We start from the raw sequence: 15,525 nt of genomic DNA, 5'->3' as shown, positions 1-15,525 counted from the left end.
GGTTGATGCGGATTCGACCCGCTCGGTCGATGTGCACGACCCGTGCCGGCGGGCACGCTCGACGCATGCCAATCGTAGAAGTGACAGACCTACGCAAGTCGTACGGCGGGCGCACCGTCGTCGACGGCGTGAATCTCCACGTCGACGACGGTGAAATCTTCGGGATTCTCGGCCCCAACGGCGCGGGGAAAACCACCACCGTCGAATGCCTCTCCGGATTACGCACACCCGACTCCGGTACCGTCCGCGTCGCAGGACTCGATCCGATCGGTGACCACCGCGCCGTCACCGAACTGCTCGGAACCCAATTGCAGGAAAGTCAACTGCAGCCGAAACTGACCGTGCGTGAGGCCCTCGAGCTGTACGCCTCGTTCTACACGCGGCCTGCGGATGGTCTGGCCCTTGCCGAACGTCTCGGGCTCGGGGCTCTGCTCCGCACCCAGTTCGCGAAACTGTCGGGAGGGCAGAAACAGCGTCTGTTCATCGCTCTTGCGCTCATCGGGACACCGCGCGTGGTGGTGCTCGACGAACTCACCACCGGCCTCGACCCCCGCGGACGTCGCGACACGTGGGAGCTGATCGAGGAAGTCCGTGACGCCGGTGTCACCGTCCTGCTCGTCACACACTTCATGGAGGAAGCCCAGAGGCTGTGCGACCGGGTCGCCGTGTTCCGCTCGGGCCGGGTCGAAGCGCTGGGCACACCTACGGAACTGATCGGCAGGTCGTCCACCGCTGTCGTCGTCTCGTTCCGCCCTTCGGGTCCGTTCGACGTCGGCAGGTTCGAGTCGTTGCCCGGCGTTGCTGCAGTACGAACGGATCACGATCGGGTCGTGGTGGAAGGCGGTGAGGAATCGGTCGTGGCCGTGCTCTCGGTGCTCGCCGGGGCGGGATTGAGCGCCGAACGACTCCGTGTGGCCGACGCAACCCTCGACGACGCCTACCTGGACATCACCGGATCGAAAGGCACATCATGACCACCTCGATCATGGGCAGCGCGACGACCACGCCGGCGATCGCGGTGTTGCGCACCGAGACGCGACTGTTCGCACGCCAACCCGCGGCGTTGTTCTGGATCCTCGTCTTCCCTGTTCTGCTCCTGACGATTCTCGGTCTGATCCCGTCGTTCCGGGAACCCGATCCCAACCTCGGTGGTTTGCGGGTGATCGACCTGTACGTGCCGGTGACGTTGCTGCTGGCGATGATCGTGGGTGGTATCCAGACGATGCCCACGGTGTTGTCTGCATACCGCGAGCAGGGCATTCTCCGTAGGTTGGCTGTGACTCCGGCACGCCCGGCGTACCTGTTGGCGGCACAGATCGTCGTGCACGCCGTGGCGATTGCCGTGTCGGTGGTCCTCGCGCTTGTCGTCGGCCGTGTGGTGTTCGATGTGACGTTTCCCGCGCAGCCGTGGGGCTATGCTCTCGCGGTACTCGTGACCCTCGCTGCGGCACTGAGTCTCGGCGCCGCGATCTCGGCGTTGTCGTCGTCGCAGCGTGTAGCGCAGACTTTGGGCACGATCGTGTTCTTCCCGATGATGTTCTGTGCGGGGGTGTGGCTTCCGGTGCAGGCGATGCCCGAGGTACTGCAACGGATCGTCGAACTCACCCCCTTCGGGGCGGCCGCGCAGATTCTCGACCAGGCTGCAGCGGGTGACTGGCCCGCCTGGAGTGGGCTGGCCGTGGTCACGGCGTGGGCGGTGGTGCTCACCGCCGCAGCGATCCGCTGGTTCCGTTGGCAGTGACGCCTCCAGCCGTCATCCTGGACACCGTGGCGACAGAGCGAACAACGACGCACGAGCTGGATGACGACCCGTGGAGCCGCTTCCACCGGTGGGGTCCGATCGCGCTGCTCGCGACCGGAACACTACTGTCCGCAGGCACCGCATCGTTGCTGATGGCCCCCGATCAACGGATCCCGGCGTCGCTGCTGGTAGTGGTGCTGACGGGCTGGGAGATCCGGCGGCTGCGTGGTCATCAGGGGTCCGGCACGATCTACTACATCGCCCGCACGGTCCTGGCGTTCGTCCTGAGCCTGTTCAACCCGTTCTTCGCGATCTACGCCGTGATGGGCTACTTCGATGCGCCCTGGTTGGTCGGGGAACGGTGGGCCCGTGCCGGGTTGGTCGCGACGGCGGTGACGTTGGCCGGCTCGCAAGCGGGGGGATTGCCTCCACGAGATCCGGAGATCTGGATCGTCTTCGTCCTGCTGTTCTTCCTCAACGCTGCGATAGCGATGGTGGCGTACCGGATCGGGGAGCGCGACCTGCGTAGGACCGAAGAACGGATCGACGCGATCGCCGAGCTCGAACGTGCGAATGCCCGTCTCGAACAGGCGCTGTCGGAGAACCAGGCATTGCATGCGCAATTGTTGAGGCATGCACGAGAAGCCGGAATCGACGACGAGCGGCGTCGTCTTGCAGCGGAGATCCACGACACCCTGGCGCAGAGCCTCGCCGGAATCGTCACCCAGCTGCAGGCCGCTGGCGCCACTCCTGATCCAGACGCGGCGAGACGTCACGTGGCCGAGGCCGCGGACCTTGCCCGACGCAGCCTCGGTGAGGCGCGACGCTCTGTGCACAATCTCGCGCCGGAAGTGCTCGAGCACGACACACTCGAAACAGTCCTGGCCGAATGCGTGGACCGTTGGTCCGCCGAGCACGGGATCCGGGTCGACTTCACGGTGACGGGAACTGTGGAACATCTGCACGACGACATCGCCGCCACGCTGTTTCGGATCACGCAGGAGGCGCTCGCGAACGTCGCCAAACACGCGTCGGCGCACCGCGTCGGTGTCACCGTGTCGTACATGGACGACGAGGTCAGCATCGATATCCGTGATGACGGGCGCGGATTCGACCTGTCGGCGGAGACGGTGGATGGATTCGGTTTGAGGGGCATGCGTTCCCGCATAGCCCGCATTGCCGGGGTTCTGGACGTCGAGTCCGAAATCGGCGCCGGAACAGCAGTATCGGTGCGAGTGCCGCTGGTGAAGGCGGGGTCGGTGACGTGAGCAGCGACGAACAGGGCATCACCGTACTGATCGTCGACGATCATCCCGTCGTCCGTGATGGACTGCGCGGAATGTTCTCTGCCTCGGATGAATTCACGATCCTGGGTGAAGCCGGGGACGGGAAGGAAGCGGTGGCGCTGGTCGCCCGATTGGATCCCGACGTGGTACTCATGGATCTGCGGATGCCGGGAGGCGGGGGTGTCGAGGCGATCGCCGAGCTGACCTCGAGCGGTGCCCGCAGTCGCGTTCTGGTCTTGACGACCTACGACTCGGACTCCGACACCATTCCCGCGATCGAGGCAGGCGCCACCGGGTACCTGCTCAAGGATGCACCGCGCGACGAACTGTTCGCCGCGGTGCGGGCAGCTGCAGAAGGACGTACGGTCCTGTCGCCGGTGGTCGCGTCGCGTCTGATGTCGCGGGTGCGCGGTGCGGGCGCTCCACGGTCACTCAGTGCCCGCGAGCGTGAGGTTCTGGTGCTGGTGGCGAAGGGGACATCCAACCGGGAGATCGCGCGGGTGTTGTTTGTCAGTGAGGCGACTGTGAAGACACACCTCATCCACATCTTCGGGAAGCTCGACGTGTCGGACCGTGCCGCGGCGGTGGCTGCCGCCTACGAGCGCGGAATCCTCGGCTGAACTCCGCATGGCCGAACGTCACCTCGATGCCGTTGGACTGCATGAATGTCACCTTCGGCCATGGGGAGTCGTGTCGGTGGCGTGCAGTGGTGCGATGCCGAAGAGCATCGCGTCGATGCCCGCGACGAACGCCGCGTCGTTGTCGAGTGGAGCGGCGGGAGAGTCTTCGCCGGTGCCGGTGAACAGCGCTGCCAAGTGCGGATAGTCACCGCGCGCGAGCATGGCCGCCAGATGTCCGGCGCCGCCGCCCGACCGGGAAGCGACCATCCCTGCGGATTCTTGTTGGGCGAAGTTCGCCACCCACCCATTGAGCAGCGCGACACCCATCATGGTGGCCGTCGGGGCGAGTTTCGCCGGGGCGAGTGCACCGATGAGGTGATCGAGATAGGCGATGGTGTTCGGTCCCATGTCGGTGGTGGGGATCTCACGTAGCCACGAATGTTTCCGATGTAGCGCTCGAGATTGTTCCGCTATGGCCAGGACATCGGCGCGCACGTCGCCGGTGAGCGGTGCGAACTCGTATTCGCCTGCGACGCGGTCGGCCATCAGAGCGAGCAGATCATCCTTTCCGGACACGTACCGGTACAGCGATGCGGCGGAGGTGCCGAGGGTGTCGGCGACGCGGCGCATGGACAGTGCGCGTATACCTTCTCGATCGACGAGGTCGACGCAGGTCTCGGCGATATCGCTGAGCGTGTGCGTGGGGCGTGGTCCGCGCTTCGGTTCGTCGGATCTCAGCCACAGTGAGGTCGGCATGACCTCAGCATGCCTCGAGAAGCCAGTTGCGAACAGTGTTCGCAGATGCTTACACTAAATCTGCGAACGCTGTTTACAGATGAGGAGATGCGCGTGAACGTCATCGAAACGGAAAGCCTGACCCGCCGCTACGGTGAACGCGCGGTCGTCGACGGGGTGGATCTTCGCGTGCGGGAAGGGACGGTGCACGCATTGCTCGGGCCGAACGGGTCTGGCAAGACCACCACTGTGCGGATGCTGTCGACGCTCCTGCGCCCGTCGTCCGGGTGGGCGCGGGTTCTCGGTTTCGACACCGTCGTCGACGCCGTGCAGGTGCGACGACGCATCGGACTGGTCGGCCAGTTCCACTCCGTGGATCCACGGCTTACCGGCTCTGAGAACCTCACGATGTTCGCGCGGCTCTCCGGGATGCGAGCGCGCGACTCCCGGCGCCACGCCCGCGACCTGCTCGAGCGCTTCGGTCTTGCCGACGCGGCCGATCAGCAGGTCCAGAGCTATTCCGGTGGCATGCGGCGCCGTCTCGACATCCTCGCGGGAACCGTCGTACGCCCCGCAGTACTGTTCCTCGACGAACCCACCACCGGCCTCGACCCGCACAGTCGCAACGACATATTCGGATACATCCTGGATTTCGTCGCAGAAGGCACCACGGTGGTGCTCACCACCCAGTATCTGGACGAGGCCGAACGGCTCGCGGACGCAATCACGATCCTCGACGGCGGCCGCACCGTCGCCACCGGTACGCCTGCCGAGATCACCGCCGCGGTCGGCGCGGGGGTCGACCTGGTCGTCGCATCTGCCGACTGTGGCCGGGCTGTGAAGATTCTGAACGAATTCGGTGCACGAGAAGTGGGATCGGCTGTGGTGCAGGAACACTCGATCCGACTGGCCTTCGGTATGGATGGTGAACCGGAATTGCTCCCGATCCTGCGGGTCCTCGACGCCGACGGAATCGACGTCCACGACATAGGCAGACGCCGCGCGAGCCTCGACGAGGCATTTCTCGCGCTCACCGAAAGGACCCCGGCATCGTGACCATCGATCACCCGGTGCAGTCCTCAGTAGGTACGGTCGCGGCAGCACGCGTGGTGTTCGGTCGCACCGTCGCCACATACCGGCACTCGCCGGCGCTGCTCGCAGTCTCGCTCGCCGCGCCGCTGGGCATGGTCGTGTTGTTCGGCTACGTCTTCGGCGGCGCGCTCGCCGGTGACTCCGACCCCTCGGTGTATCGGTCGTACCTGATGCCGGGTGTGTTCGTCCTCGTCGCCGCATTGGGCCTGATGGGCACCGCGAGCACTGCCAATGCAGACATGAACAGCGGGCTCACCGACCGGTTCCGCGCGCTGCCCATCGCACGGTCCGGGGTGCCGACGGGGCTCGCGCTCGCGGAGACGGTGATCGGTGCGGTTGCCCTCGCCGCAATGATGGGGATCGGGTACCTCGCCGGGTGGCGTATCGACGCACCCGCAGGTGACGTCGCCCTGGCGATCGTGCTGCTGTTCGCGTTCCGGGCGGCGCTCAGTTGGCTCGGCCTCCTCCTCGGTATGGCGATCCGTGACGAGCAGCTGCTCCAGCAGGCGGCGCCGATGATCTTCGGGCTCATCATGTTCTCGAACGTGTTCACACCCACGGAGGCAATGCCGTCCGTCGTCCGCATCATCGCGGAGTGGAATCCGATCAGCTCGGTGGTGGCTGCACTGCGGGAGTTGTTCGGTTCGGGAACCGTGGTGGCAGCCGACTCGGCGTGGCCGATGCACCATCCTGCCGCTGCTGCGTTCGGATGGATCGCGGTGATCCTCGCGGTGACGGTGCCCCTCGCTGTGAGGCGGTACGGCGCGCAGCGTTGAGTGCGAAAACTCTCCCTACCGGCGGGTAACCGGACCATCGGCAGACAGCCGGATCGGGCAGGACTACCCTCTATGGCTGTGACCTCACACTATGACGTCGTTGTCCTCGGAGCCGGCCCCGGTGGGTACGTCGCTGCTATCCGCGCGGCACAGCTGGGATTGAGCACCGCCATCATCGAGCAGAAGTATTGGGGTGGTGTCTGTCTCAACGTGGGCTGCATCCCCTCGAAGGCGCTTCTCCGCAATGCCGAACTGGCACATCTCTTCACGAAAGAGGCCAAGACGTTCGGCATCTCGGGGGACGTGTCGTTCGACTTCGGTGCAGCCTTCGACCGCAGCCGCAAGGTGGCAGACGGTCGCACCAAGGGCGTGCACTTCCTCATGAAGAAGAACAAGATCACCGAGTACGACGGTAAGGGGTCGTTCGTCGACGCCAAGACCATCGAGGTGGCGCTCACCAAGGGCGGCACCGACCGGGTGACCTTCGACAACGTCATCATCGCCACCGGCTCGGTGACCAAGCTGCTGCCCGGCACCGAACTCAGCGACAACGTCGTGACCTACGAGGAGCAGATCCTCACCCGCGACCTCCCCGACTCGATCGTCATCGTCGGCGCCGGTGCCATCGGCATGGAGTTCGGCTACGTCCTGAAGAACTACGGGGTCGACGTCACGATCGTCGAGTTCCTCGACCGGGCCCTGCCCAACGAGGACGCCGACATCTCCAAGGAGATCACCAAGGCGTACAAGAAGCTCGGCATCACCATCAAGACGGGTGCTGCGGTCCAGAAGATCACCGACAACGGCTCGGACGTCACCGTCGAAATCAAGGACAACAAGACCGGCAACGTCGAGACGATGACCGTCGGCAAGGTGCTGCAGTCCGTCGGTTTCGCCCCGCGCGTCGAGGGCTTCGGCCTCGAGAAGACCGGCGTCGAGCTGACCGATCGCGGTGCGATCGCGATCGACGAGCGCATGCGTACCAACGTCCCCGGCGTCTACGCCATCGGTGACGTCACCGCCAAGCTGCAGCTCGCGCACGTCGCCGAGGCCCAGGCCGTCGTCGCCGCCGAGACCATCGGCAACGCCGAGACCCTCGAGCTGGGCGACTACCGCATGATGCCGCGCGCGACTTTCTGCCAGCCGCAGGTCGCGTCGTTCGGTCTGACCGAGGAGCAGGCGAAGGCCGAAGGTTACGACATCAAGGTCGCGACCTTCCCGTTCACCGCCAACGGCAAGGCGCACGGTCTCGGCGATCCGAACGGCTTCGTGAAGCTGATCGCCGACAAGACGCACGGTGAACTCATCGGTGGACATCTCATCGGCCCTGACGTTTCCGAGCTGCTGCCCGAGCTCACCCTCGCACAGAAGTGGGACCTGACCGTCAACGAACTGGCGCGTAACGTCCACACGCACCCGACCCTGTCGGAAGCGCTTCAGGAAGCCATTCACGGCCTCGCAGGACACATGATCAACTTCTGATCTTCCGCGCGGGTGGATCCCCGCTCGGATGTACCGACTCAGCTCGTGTCGACTCGACCGTCGCCGCGAGCTGCTGTCGTTCCGGGCCCGTGTCGTGCCGGGCGCAACACCAGTTCGACCAGGCAGTTCCCGTCCTGAGGATCGGGGAAGACGTCGACGGTGTAGGAAGCTCCGAGCGCGGCGGCGTGGTCGTCGAGGACCCGCTGGATCAGGCCGCGCTGGATTCCGCGCACGACTTCGGGATTGCTGCGGGCGATCTCGGCGAGCGGGCACGTGCAGAGGGTGATGCTGTGCGTGCCGAATGCGTTGGTGGCCGATTGTGTTTCGAAGCCCAGCTGTTCGAGGGACTCGATGACGAGTGCGCCGGCGTCGGTCGTGGGGGCGGGAACGAGCCCGAGCATCCCGGCCCAGTCGTCGCCGACCTCGAAGGCCTTGAGCTCGCGCTCGGCTGCGCTACCGCCGATGCGCGCCGCGAGCAGGGCGACGAGATCGGTGTAGGACGGCTCTTTCACCGCGATGTAGCCCATGCGGGGCCGGCCGACCTTCTCGGCGGGCAGCGCCTGGGTGCGGACGAGTCCTTCCTCGACGAGCCCGGAGAGGTGGAACCGGATCGTCGTGACGTGCAGGTCGAGCGCGGCCGCGAGGTGGTGTGCGTCGAGGGGGCCCGTCGAATCCCGAAGCATGTCGAGTACGCGCTCGCGCTGCTTCACCCGCTTTGCCAACTCGCACTCCTGTCACGATCCCGGGTGACCTCAGGTGAGGCTCACCTTATTAAAATGATGAAATTCCTCTATAGTCGTCCCCATGAAGGCTACGACCGATTCACCGTCCACGGTACGACCAGGTCGAAACCGACTCGGAACTGCGGCTACCCTTGCTCTCGCACTTATCGCCGTGGCGTCGGTCGTGGTTGCGGTGGCGTCGGTGTTCGTTGCCGTGGAGGTGCGTGAGCAGGGCCGGCAGCCGGTCGCTGAGTCGACGTCGAACGCCGCGATCCTCGCCGCGCTCCAGTCACTCGCCGCCGATCGGGGCGCCGGCGCTGCAGAGGTCCCGGCCGGTGAAGCAGCGCCCACCGGCCAGGCCGAACCTGCCCCGGACGTGGGTGCTCCAGAAGGGCCTGTTCCCGCGGCAGCTTCCCCCGCCGTTACGGCTCCGGCACCTGGCCCTGCTTCTGCACCCCAGGTCTCGGCTGCCCCGCCGTCCGACCCTGTCGCCGCGACACCGCAGGTGCCCGCGCCCAGCGCCGAACAACTCACGGCCACGCTGCACTCGGCCGTCGCCCCGTCCAATTCGCTCTCGTACCGCCAGTCCCACGTCGAACGCGGTACCGAGGCCGGAGCGGTGCTCGAACAGATTGGGGCACGCGCCGGGACGATGCTGCAGGTCGTCCGGCCACGCGTCATCGACCCGATCGACTTCGACGGCACGCAGGCCTCGGGTCGTCTCCAGGTGACCTTCGCGGGCGCCCCCGGTCCCGAGACCCCGCTGCGCCTGACCTTCGTGTACCTCGACGGGACGTGGAAGTTGTCGGCGCGCAGTGTGTGCGATGTGGCGTCGTTCAACGGATTCGCGTGCCCTTCCGGGTACGTGCGGTAGCGGCACGGTCACTCGGTGAGAACAGGGCGGTCCATCTCTTGACGACGACTCGGATGGCCAGATCCACCAGCAGCGCGCAGACGATGATCGCGAGTGTCCATGCGAACAACTTCGGTGTCTGCAACAGGGTCCGGGTCTGCGCGATCGCCGCGCCCACCCCGTCCGGGGCCGACAGCAGTTCGGCCATCACCGCGACACGCACCGACCCGGACGCGACTGCGCCCGTCGCCGCCACGATCGGGGGCAGGATCGACGGCGCGACGATGAATACCAGCCGACGTGTGCGGCTCAACTGCAGCCCGGCGCCGAGTTCGAGCAGATGCGGGTCGATCGACTGCAGCGCCGACGCGGTGGCCGCAGCGATGAGCGGCACCATCACGGTCGCGCACACGATGATCGTGATCGAGGGGTCGCTGCCCATCCACAGCACGAGACACACGATCAGCACGATCGGGGGAAGCCCCTGCAGAATCGCGCGCACCGGCGCGAGGCCGCCGTCGGCGAACCGCGACACGGTCGCGGCCCAGCCGAACAGCAGGCCGACGCAGAGCGCGAGCATCGTCGCGGTGGCCGCGCGCAGCAGCGTGATCGCCAGCTCGGTGGCGAGGGAGCCGTCCGCGGTGATCTCCCACAGCGCCTCGAGCGTCTGTGCCGGACTCGGCATCACGGCGGGGGACTGACCCAGTGACAACCAGTGCCAGGTGGCCAGCAGCGCGACGACGCACAGAGCGGCGCCGAGAGCGTACTGCGGCGAGCGGCCCTGCTTCACAGGCGTTCCCATCGCGTTCGTCAGCCCACTCCGTAGAAGCCGTCGGCGGGCAACTCTCCGCCGATGGACTCCGGGACCGTCCGCATCAGCGACTCGTAGAGCAGTTCGGTGTCGGCGCGACCGTCCGCGGCCGGAAGGTAGGTGGGGCGCAGTTCGGGCAGAACCTCGGCGACCACCTCGGCGGGAATCGGCACCACGTCGGCGATCGCCGACGCCCCGGCCTGCGGGTCGGAGACGACGTCGACGACCGAACCCAGCAGGTTCGTCTGCAGGGCACCGAGAAGATCCGGGTACTCGCGCGCGACCTCGCCGCGCAGCACGAATCCCGCGAACGGCAGGGACGAGGCGTCGGTCTGCTCGATCCACAGGTCCTGCATGCTCTGTGCTTCGACGATGTTCTCGGTGGCTCCCGCCACCACCGTCGAGAGGTGCTCCGGCAGGATCGCGTACTGCATCGTCCCCGACGTCAGGCCGGTCGCGATATCGAGCGGTGTGGGGTGGTACTGCAGCGTGACATCGGGATTCTCACCGTCGTAGGTCATTCCGGCGCTGTCGAGGATCTGCCGCGTCACCAGATCGATGATGTCGTTCTCGAAGGGGATGTGGACGGTCTGCCCGCGCAGATCGTCGAGAGTAGTGCCGTCCGGACCCATCAGGTACACGATGTTGCCGCTGACCGTACCCACGAGGACGAGGTCGATGCCTTGCGCGCACAGGTTCGCTGCGATGTTGATCGGCATCGCCGCGAGGTCGTAGTTGCCGGCGATGAAGTTGGTACGCAACTCTTCCGGGGTACTCGCGGTGTTCGTCGAGGTGTCGTCGACGCCGAGGTCGCCGAGTCCGGTCAGGGGCGCCGCCATCGCCACGTTGTTCGCGACTCCGACGTTCAGCGAGTCGGGCAGGCCCGAGGCGGCATCGGTCCCGGAGTCCGTGGTACCACACGCCGAGGTGTCGTCGTCACTGCTGCACGCCGTGAGCACAGCGGTGGCCACAGCGAATGCCAGCAGCAGGGAGCCGACCTTCGGTGCGCGAATCCTCGATGCGCGAACCTTCAGTGCACGAATTTCAGGGGGGAGATGATGACGGTTCACGGAGATCCTTTGATCGAATTCGACAGGGTAGGTCTGTCCCGCGGTGACAAGGTCATCGTGGACGATGTGTCTCTGCGGCTCGACGCAGGCGAAATCCTGGTGATACTGGGTGAATCCGGTCTGGGCAAGACCACGGTCCTGCACGCCGCTGCCGGACTGCTCGAGCCCTCGACGGGCACCGTCACCCGTCGGATCGAACGGCAGAGCATCCTCTTCCAGGAGGCACGGTTGTTGCCGTGGATGTCCGTGGGGGGAAATGTTCTGCTCGGTGCGCCCGGACGTGATGTGTGGAGGTCCGGGCCCCGCCCGGACGTCGAACGCGCGCTCGACGAGGTGGGGCTCAGGGATGTTGCGCATCTGCCGCCCTTCCGATTGTCCGGCGGGATGCAGCGCCGCGCGGCTCTCGCCCGGGCACTGTTCGCGTGCCCCTCGGTGGTGTTCGCCGACGAACCGTTCGCGCACCTGGACTCTGCATCGGCGAAGACGGTGGGCGTCGCGCTGGGGCGGGCCGCGGCCGAGGGGGCAGGCGTGCTGATGACCGCCCACGAGATCACCGACATATTCACCACCATGGGGATTTACCGTACATTATTCCTGTAAATAGGATGTGCACCGAGAGGGGTCGACCATGAACGACAAGCACGGAGCCGACGACGCACTGCCGTTGGCCGATCGGGATGCCGCCCATCTACCCGGCCATTGGCTGCTCGCGCGCCTCGGAAAGCGCGTTCTGCGTCCCGGAGGGAAAGAACTCACGGAACGGATGCTGTCCGACGCGAAATTGCGCGGCGTCGACGTCGTCGAGTTCGCGCCTGGCCTCGGCCGCACGGCGCAGAACATCCTGGAGCTCGCTCCCAAAAGTTATGTGGGTGTCGAATCCGACGAGAGTGCAGCCGAATTGACCCGCAAGGCCATCAATTTCTCCGGGACGGTCGTCGGCGGTGAGGCGTCGAAGACAGGGCTCGACGATGCGTCCGCGGATGTCGTGGTCGGTGAGGCGATGCTCACCATGCAGACCGACAAGCACAAGAGCGAGATCATCGAGGAAGCACTACGCGTGCTGCGACCGGGTGGTCGCTACGCGATCCACGAATTGGCGATCGAGCCAGACGAGGTCGACGACGAGGTCAAGACCGAGATCCGCAAGTCTCTTGCGCGGTCCATCAAGGTCAACGCGCGTCCGCTCACCGCGGCCGAATGGACGAAGCTTCTCACCGACGCTGGATTCGAGGTCGAGACCGTGGGCTTCGCACCTATGGCACTGCTCGAACCCCAGCGCATCCTCGCCGACGAAGGGCTCGTCGGTACAGTGAAATTCGTGGGCAACGTACTACGGGACTCCGACGCGCGAGCGCGTGTGCTGCAGATGCGGTCCACCTTCACGAAATACAAGAAGCACCTCGTCGCGATCGAGATCATCGCGAAGAAGAAGGCGGCATGATGACCGACGCAACCGACTCCGACGGCACGATGACCGTGATCGAAGGACTCACGCATCTCGACGTCAAGGACGGCGACGCCCCGCGCCTCGAGAAGCTTGTGTCGCGGCCGGGTGCCACGGTGATCCGAATGGGTTTCGCTGCGGGGCAGATCCTGAAGGACCACCGCGCGCCTGCACCGATTCTCGTGCAGGCAACCAGTGGCGACGTGTCGTTCAGTACCGCCGACGAGACGGTCTCGCTCGTCCCGGGTACCGCGGTGCATGTCGACGAGGGCATCATGCACAAACTCGTTGCAAACACCGACTCCGTCGTGATGCTGACGATCCTGCGCTGATTCGGCGCATCGCAAGTGGGGCTCAGCGGCGGCCCGGACCGGATTCGACAATCCGGGCCGCGATCACTGAAACAGGCGTGTTGGTCTCCTGCGACAGTTGAACCATCATCTGGAACGCCTGTTCGGCTCCCACAGCGAACCGCTCCATGAGCATGCCCTTCGCCTGGCCGATCAGGTCGCGGCTGGCGAGCGCGGACTTGAACTGCAGTTCCTTGCGGGAGGAGAGGACCGCGATGGCCGCATGCGCAGCGAGGACCCCGCCGACGTGCATCGACTCGGCATCGAATGCCCCGGCTTCGGACGCGAACAGGTTGAGGGCACCGGACTCGTTGCCGTGGGTGAACAGGCGAAACGACAACATACTGAATACGCCCGCCTCGACCGCGGCTGCGGAGAACTGCGGCCATCGGGGTTCCGATCGCAGGTCGGCGGTGTGTGTCATCTCCGCTTCCAGCGCAGCATCGACGCACGGGCCCTCCCGGAGTTCTGCCTGAATCTTGTCCACCCGCCTCGTCAGTTCGGAGGTGGCGGCGTGGGTCTCGAACTCGGACGGTCCGGTGACCATGAGAACCCCGGCAGAATCCGCACCCGGAATCAGTGCGATCGCGGCCGTGGTGAGGCGTTCGAGCGACGACTCGAGATCGGTAGCGTCTGTCATCGACCGAGCAAGCTCAGCCATGATCCCGCTCAATCGTTCGTCCTGATCCGACATCGCCCATCACCCTTCTTCGCGTACCTGGTCGACGATAGTCCGCTCGCTCCACCGCGGTCGTCATCTGGCTCGAACAACGGCGAGCGGCCTGCCTCGGACCGTACGACCGGCACATGAGACCGACACGGCGTGGCCGTCAGCTCGTCGTATAGGCCAACCAACCGCCGAATCCGGTGATGTCGAGTGCATCGGCGGATGCGTCGTGGGTGCAACCGAATCCGACGACCCAGCGGCCGTCCGAGAGTTCGACGCTCGTGAGAGTCATCGGTGCGGGCAGAGTCGAGAGGAACCTGCCGAGCCCGGCCTCGGACACGCGGAACAGCTCACCGGCGATCGCGGCGCCCTCACCGCCGCCGTGTCGCACCAGGCCGGGCTTCGGCGGGGTGGTGTTCAGCGCCATCAGCCGGTACGCGTCCGAGGTGTGCACCTGCTCGGAGAAGCGGGCGCCGATGGCCTCCAGCTGGAAGTACAATGGCTGACCCCGCAGGTGGGCTCCGAATACCACAATTTCGACGCCTGCGTCGACGAACTGCGGTGCTTCCACACCGGTGAGGCGCGCCGCGATGTCGATCGCCACTTGATCGTCGAACCCGGGCACCACCACCATCACCCCGAACGGATGGCCTTCGGATGTGACGGCGCCGGGCACCGCAACCGCAGCCATGTCGAGCAGGTTGCAGAAGTTGGTGTACGTACCCATCCGGCGATTGATGGCCACCGGTTCACTCTGAACCGCAGCGATCGTCGGATGCTCGGTAGTGGTCGGAAGCAACAGGCCGTCGAAGCCGTCCAGCAGCACGCGCGCATATGTCCGCGTATAGACCAGGGAGTCGAGGTCGGAGACCAGTTCGTGTGCGGAGGGGCGCGCTGCAGACGAGACGATTGCGGCAACCGTGGGATCGGCACCTGCCCGCTCGGTTTCGAGAAACCTGCCTACTGCCGCATACCGTTCGGCAACCAGGGCTCCGTCATACAGCAGGGTTGCGGCCTCGAGGAGCGGTGAGATGTCGACCTCGGTGACCTCGATGCCCGAGCGGCAGGCCTCGCGCACGGTCGCGTCGAACGCGTCGCGGTACTCGGCGCACAGGGCGACGAGGTCTTCCGGCCGGGGCACCGCGAGCCGGATCTGTGCGGGAGCTGCAAGCGGTACGTCAGCGGGCCACGTGCGGCTACGCGGGTCGCGTTCGTCCGGTGCTGCCATCGCGGCAGCTGCGCGTGTCGCGAGGTCGAGCGAGTCGGCGAAGACGGTGAGGCAGTCGTAGTCGACGCACGCGGGCACCACACCGTGGGTCGGAATCACTCCCAGCGTGGCCTTGATGCCGACGATGCCGTGCAGGGCCGCAGGCACGCGCCCCGAACCGGCGGTGTCGGTGCCGATCCCGATGTCGGCGATGCCCAGGGCCACAGCAGCCGCAGAACCCGAACTGGACCCGCCGGAAATGCGCTCGGTATCCCATGCACACCGCACCGCACCGTACGGGCTGCGGGTTCCCACGAGACCCGTTGCGAACTGGTCGAGATTGGTCTTCCCGAGTACCACCGCACCCGCGTCGACGAGCCGGGTGACGCCCGATGCAGTCGTCTGCGGTGTGTACGCGAACTCGGGGCATCCCGCGGTGGTCGGCAGGCCGGCGACATCCACGTTGTCCTTCACCGCGACCACGAGGCCCGCGAGTGGAAGCGACTCGTCGGCCGCGACACGTGCGTCCACAGCGGCGGCGTCGGCGAGGAGGTCGGCTGCATCGCGCAGGGTGATCCACACCTCCGGGCGGTCGACCTCCTCGATCCTGGCCAGCGCGCGTCGCACGCGGTCGGTCGCGGTGGAAGTGACGAAATCGGTGGTCATGGG

Annotated in this window: 17 protein-coding genes; 11 read left to right on the top strand and 6 right to left on the bottom strand. The window is 66.0% G+C overall.

Annotation, left to right across the window (positions count from 1 at the left end; genetic code table 11):
• The first annotated feature begins 65 nt into the window (after nucleotides 1-65).
• From ACSYG9_RS03325 to ACSYG9_RS03310, 4 genes are all read left to right on the top strand, one after another.
• Nucleotides 66-974: an ABC transporter ATP-binding protein gene (locus tag ACSYG9_RS03325; protein ID WP_454841155.1), complete on the top strand. Its 909-nt coding sequence runs from the start codon at nucleotides 66-68 to the stop codon at nucleotides 972-974.
• A complete protein-coding gene (locus tag ACSYG9_RS03320) occupies nucleotides 971-1,741 on the top strand; it encodes an ABC transporter permease (RefSeq protein ID WP_440125799.1) in 771 nt (256 codons plus the stop codon). The genes ACSYG9_RS03325 and ACSYG9_RS03320 overlap by 4 nt, the downstream gene beginning before the upstream one ends.
• A gap of 26 nt (nucleotides 1,742-1,767) precedes the next feature.
• Complete coding sequence (locus ACSYG9_RS03315) at nucleotides 1,768-3,009, top strand: histidine kinase (RefSeq protein ID WP_440125798.1); 1,242 nt, start codon at nucleotides 1,768-1,770, stop codon at nucleotides 3,007-3,009.
• Between the two features lie 71 nt (nucleotides 3,010-3,080).
• Nucleotides 3,081-3,647: a response regulator gene (locus ACSYG9_RS03310; protein WP_454842859.1), complete on the top strand. Its 567-nt coding sequence runs from the start codon at nucleotides 3,081-3,083 to the stop codon at nucleotides 3,645-3,647.
• Nucleotides 3,648-3,695: 48 nt separating this feature from the next.
• Here the strand turns inward: ACSYG9_RS03310 and ACSYG9_RS03305 are convergent, their stop codons facing one another.
• The gene (locus tag ACSYG9_RS03305; RefSeq protein ID WP_454841152.1) at nucleotides 3,696-4,403 is read right to left on the bottom strand and encodes a TetR/AcrR family transcriptional regulator; all 708 of its coding nucleotides are present in this window, start codon (nucleotides 4,401-4,403) and stop codon (nucleotides 3,696-3,698) included.
• Nucleotides 4,404-4,490: 87 nt separating this feature from the next.
• On the opposite strand from ACSYG9_RS03305, the gene ACSYG9_RS03300 reads away from it, so the two are divergent.
• From ACSYG9_RS03300 to lpdA, 3 genes are all read left to right on the top strand, one after another.
• Nucleotides 4,491-5,438 carry an ABC transporter ATP-binding protein gene (locus ACSYG9_RS03300; RefSeq protein WP_454841150.1) on the top strand — a complete coding sequence of 316 codons (948 nt, stop codon included), beginning with the start codon at nucleotides 4,491-4,493 and terminating at the stop codon, nucleotides 5,436-5,438.
• Entirely contained in the window at nucleotides 5,435-6,250 is an 816-nt protein-coding gene (locus ACSYG9_RS03295) for an ABC transporter permease (protein ID WP_440125794.1), read from the top strand. Before ACSYG9_RS03300 ends, ACSYG9_RS03295 begins: the two co-directional genes overlap by 4 nt.
• A gap of 78 nt (nucleotides 6,251-6,328) precedes the next feature.
• On the top strand, nucleotides 6,329-7,732 hold the full coding sequence (gene lpdA / locus ACSYG9_RS03290) for a dihydrolipoyl dehydrogenase (RefSeq protein WP_440125793.1): 1,404 nt from the start codon (nucleotides 6,329-6,331) through the stop codon (nucleotides 7,730-7,732).
• Between the two features lie 38 nt (nucleotides 7,733-7,770).
• Here lpdA and ACSYG9_RS03285 read toward each other — a convergent pair whose 3' ends face one another.
• A complete protein-coding gene (locus tag ACSYG9_RS03285) occupies nucleotides 7,771-8,454 on the bottom strand; it encodes an ArsR family transcriptional regulator (protein ID WP_440125792.1) in 684 nt (227 codons plus the stop codon).
• 82 nt (nucleotides 8,455-8,536) lie between these two features.
• Between ACSYG9_RS03285 and ACSYG9_RS03280 the strand changes: the two genes are divergently transcribed.
• Nucleotides 8,537-9,328 (top strand): hypothetical protein, encoded by a 792-nt coding sequence (locus tag ACSYG9_RS03280; protein ID WP_454841148.1) that lies wholly within the window; start codon nucleotides 8,537-8,539, stop codon nucleotides 9,326-9,328.
• Here the strand turns inward: ACSYG9_RS03280 and ACSYG9_RS03275 are convergent.
• Together ACSYG9_RS03275 and ACSYG9_RS03270 are read right to left on the bottom strand one after the other, a co-directional pair.
• Entirely contained in the window at nucleotides 9,291-10,109 is an 819-nt protein-coding gene (locus tag ACSYG9_RS03275) for an ABC transporter permease (RefSeq protein ID WP_454841146.1), read from the bottom strand. The genes ACSYG9_RS03280 and ACSYG9_RS03275 overlap by 38 nt on opposite strands.
• A gap of 8 nt (nucleotides 10,110-10,117) precedes the next feature.
• Nucleotides 10,118-11,188: an ABC transporter substrate-binding protein gene (locus ACSYG9_RS03270; protein WP_440125789.1), complete on the bottom strand. Its 1,071-nt coding sequence runs from the start codon at nucleotides 11,186-11,188 to the stop codon at nucleotides 10,118-10,120.
• 9 nt (nucleotides 11,189-11,197) lie between these two features.
• Here ACSYG9_RS03270 and ACSYG9_RS03265 point away from each other — a divergent pair, with 9 nt between their 5' ends.
• Genes ACSYG9_RS03265 through ACSYG9_RS03255 form a run of 3 tightly spaced genes read left to right on the top strand, consistent with a single transcriptional unit; the run spans nucleotide 11,198 to nucleotide 12,964 of the window.
• Nucleotides 11,198-11,788, top strand: coding sequence for an ATP-binding cassette domain-containing protein (locus ACSYG9_RS03265; RefSeq protein WP_454841145.1), 591 nt, complete (start codon nucleotides 11,198-11,200; stop codon nucleotides 11,786-11,788).
• 28 nt (nucleotides 11,789-11,816) lie between these two features.
• Nucleotides 11,817-12,629 (top strand): methyltransferase domain-containing protein, encoded by an 813-nt coding sequence (locus ACSYG9_RS03260; RefSeq protein ID WP_454841144.1) that lies wholly within the window; start codon nucleotides 11,817-11,819, stop codon nucleotides 12,627-12,629.
• The gene (locus tag ACSYG9_RS03255) at nucleotides 12,626-12,964 is read left to right on the top strand and encodes a cupin domain-containing protein (RefSeq protein ID WP_440125786.1); all 339 of its coding nucleotides are present in this window, start codon (nucleotides 12,626-12,628) and stop codon (nucleotides 12,962-12,964) included. Before ACSYG9_RS03260 ends, ACSYG9_RS03255 begins: the two co-directional genes overlap by 4 nt.
• A gap of 22 nt (nucleotides 12,965-12,986) precedes the next feature.
• On the opposite strand, the gene ACSYG9_RS03250 is transcribed toward ACSYG9_RS03255, so the two are convergent.
• Together ACSYG9_RS03250 and atzF are read right to left on the bottom strand one after the other, a co-directional pair.
• Entirely contained in the window at nucleotides 12,987-13,643 is a 657-nt protein-coding gene (locus ACSYG9_RS03250; RefSeq protein ID WP_454841143.1) for a GAF and ANTAR domain-containing protein, read from the bottom strand.
• Nucleotides 13,644-13,812: 169 nt separating this feature from the next.
• Nucleotides 13,813-15,522: an allophanate hydrolase gene (atzF, locus tag ACSYG9_RS03245; RefSeq protein WP_440125784.1), complete on the bottom strand. Its 1,710-nt coding sequence runs from the start codon at nucleotides 15,520-15,522 to the stop codon at nucleotides 13,813-13,815.
• Nucleotides 15,523-15,525: the final 3 nt, after the last annotated feature.

The sequence above is a fragment of the Rhodococcus sp. SJ-2 genome (assembly GCF_053750035.1).
The sequence above is the reverse complement of the archived record's forward strand: the minus strand, read 5'-3'. Positions and strand labels throughout refer to the sequence as shown.

What these genes read in the sequence shown, in the direction of transcription:
- ACSYG9_RS03325 (WP_454841155.1), top strand. Translation starts at nt 66, where the DNA reads ATGCCAATCGTAGAAGTGACAGACCTACGCAAGTCGTACGGCGGGCGC.
- ACSYG9_RS03320 (WP_440125799.1), top strand. Translation starts at nt 971, where the DNA reads ATGACCACCTCGATCATGGGCAGCGCGACGACCACGCCGGCGATCGCG.
- ACSYG9_RS03310 (WP_454842859.1), top strand. Translation starts at nt 3,081, where the DNA reads ATGTTCTCTGCCTCGGATGAATTCACGATCCTGGGTGAAGCCGGGGAC.
- ACSYG9_RS03305 (WP_454841152.1), bottom strand. Translation starts at nt 4,403, where the DNA reads ATGCCGACCTCACTGTGGCTGAGATCCGACGAACCGAAGCGCGGACCA.
- ACSYG9_RS03300 (WP_454841150.1), top strand. Translation starts at nt 4,491, where the DNA reads ATGCGCGTGAACGTCATCGAAACGGAAAGCCTGACCCGCCGCTACGGT.
- ACSYG9_RS03280 (WP_454841148.1), top strand. Translation starts at nt 8,537, where the DNA reads ATGAAGGCTACGACCGATTCACCGTCCACGGTACGACCAGGTCGAAAC.
- ACSYG9_RS03275 (WP_454841146.1), bottom strand. Translation starts at nt 10,109, where the DNA reads ATGGGAACGCCTGTGAAGCAGGGCCGCTCGCCGCAGTACGCTCTCGGC.
- ACSYG9_RS03260 (WP_454841144.1), top strand. Translation starts at nt 11,817, where the DNA reads ATGAACGACAAGCACGGAGCCGACGACGCACTGCCGTTGGCCGATCGG.
- ACSYG9_RS03255 (WP_440125786.1), top strand. Translation starts at nt 12,626, where the DNA reads ATGATGACCGACGCAACCGACTCCGACGGCACGATGACCGTGATCGAA.
- ACSYG9_RS03250 (WP_454841143.1), bottom strand. Translation starts at nt 13,643, where the DNA reads ATGGCTGAGCTTGCTCGGTCGATGACAGACGCTACCGATCTCGAGTCG.
- atzF (WP_440125784.1), bottom strand. Translation starts at nt 15,522, where the DNA reads ATGACCACCGATTTCGTCACTTCCACCGCGACCGACCGCGTGCGACGC.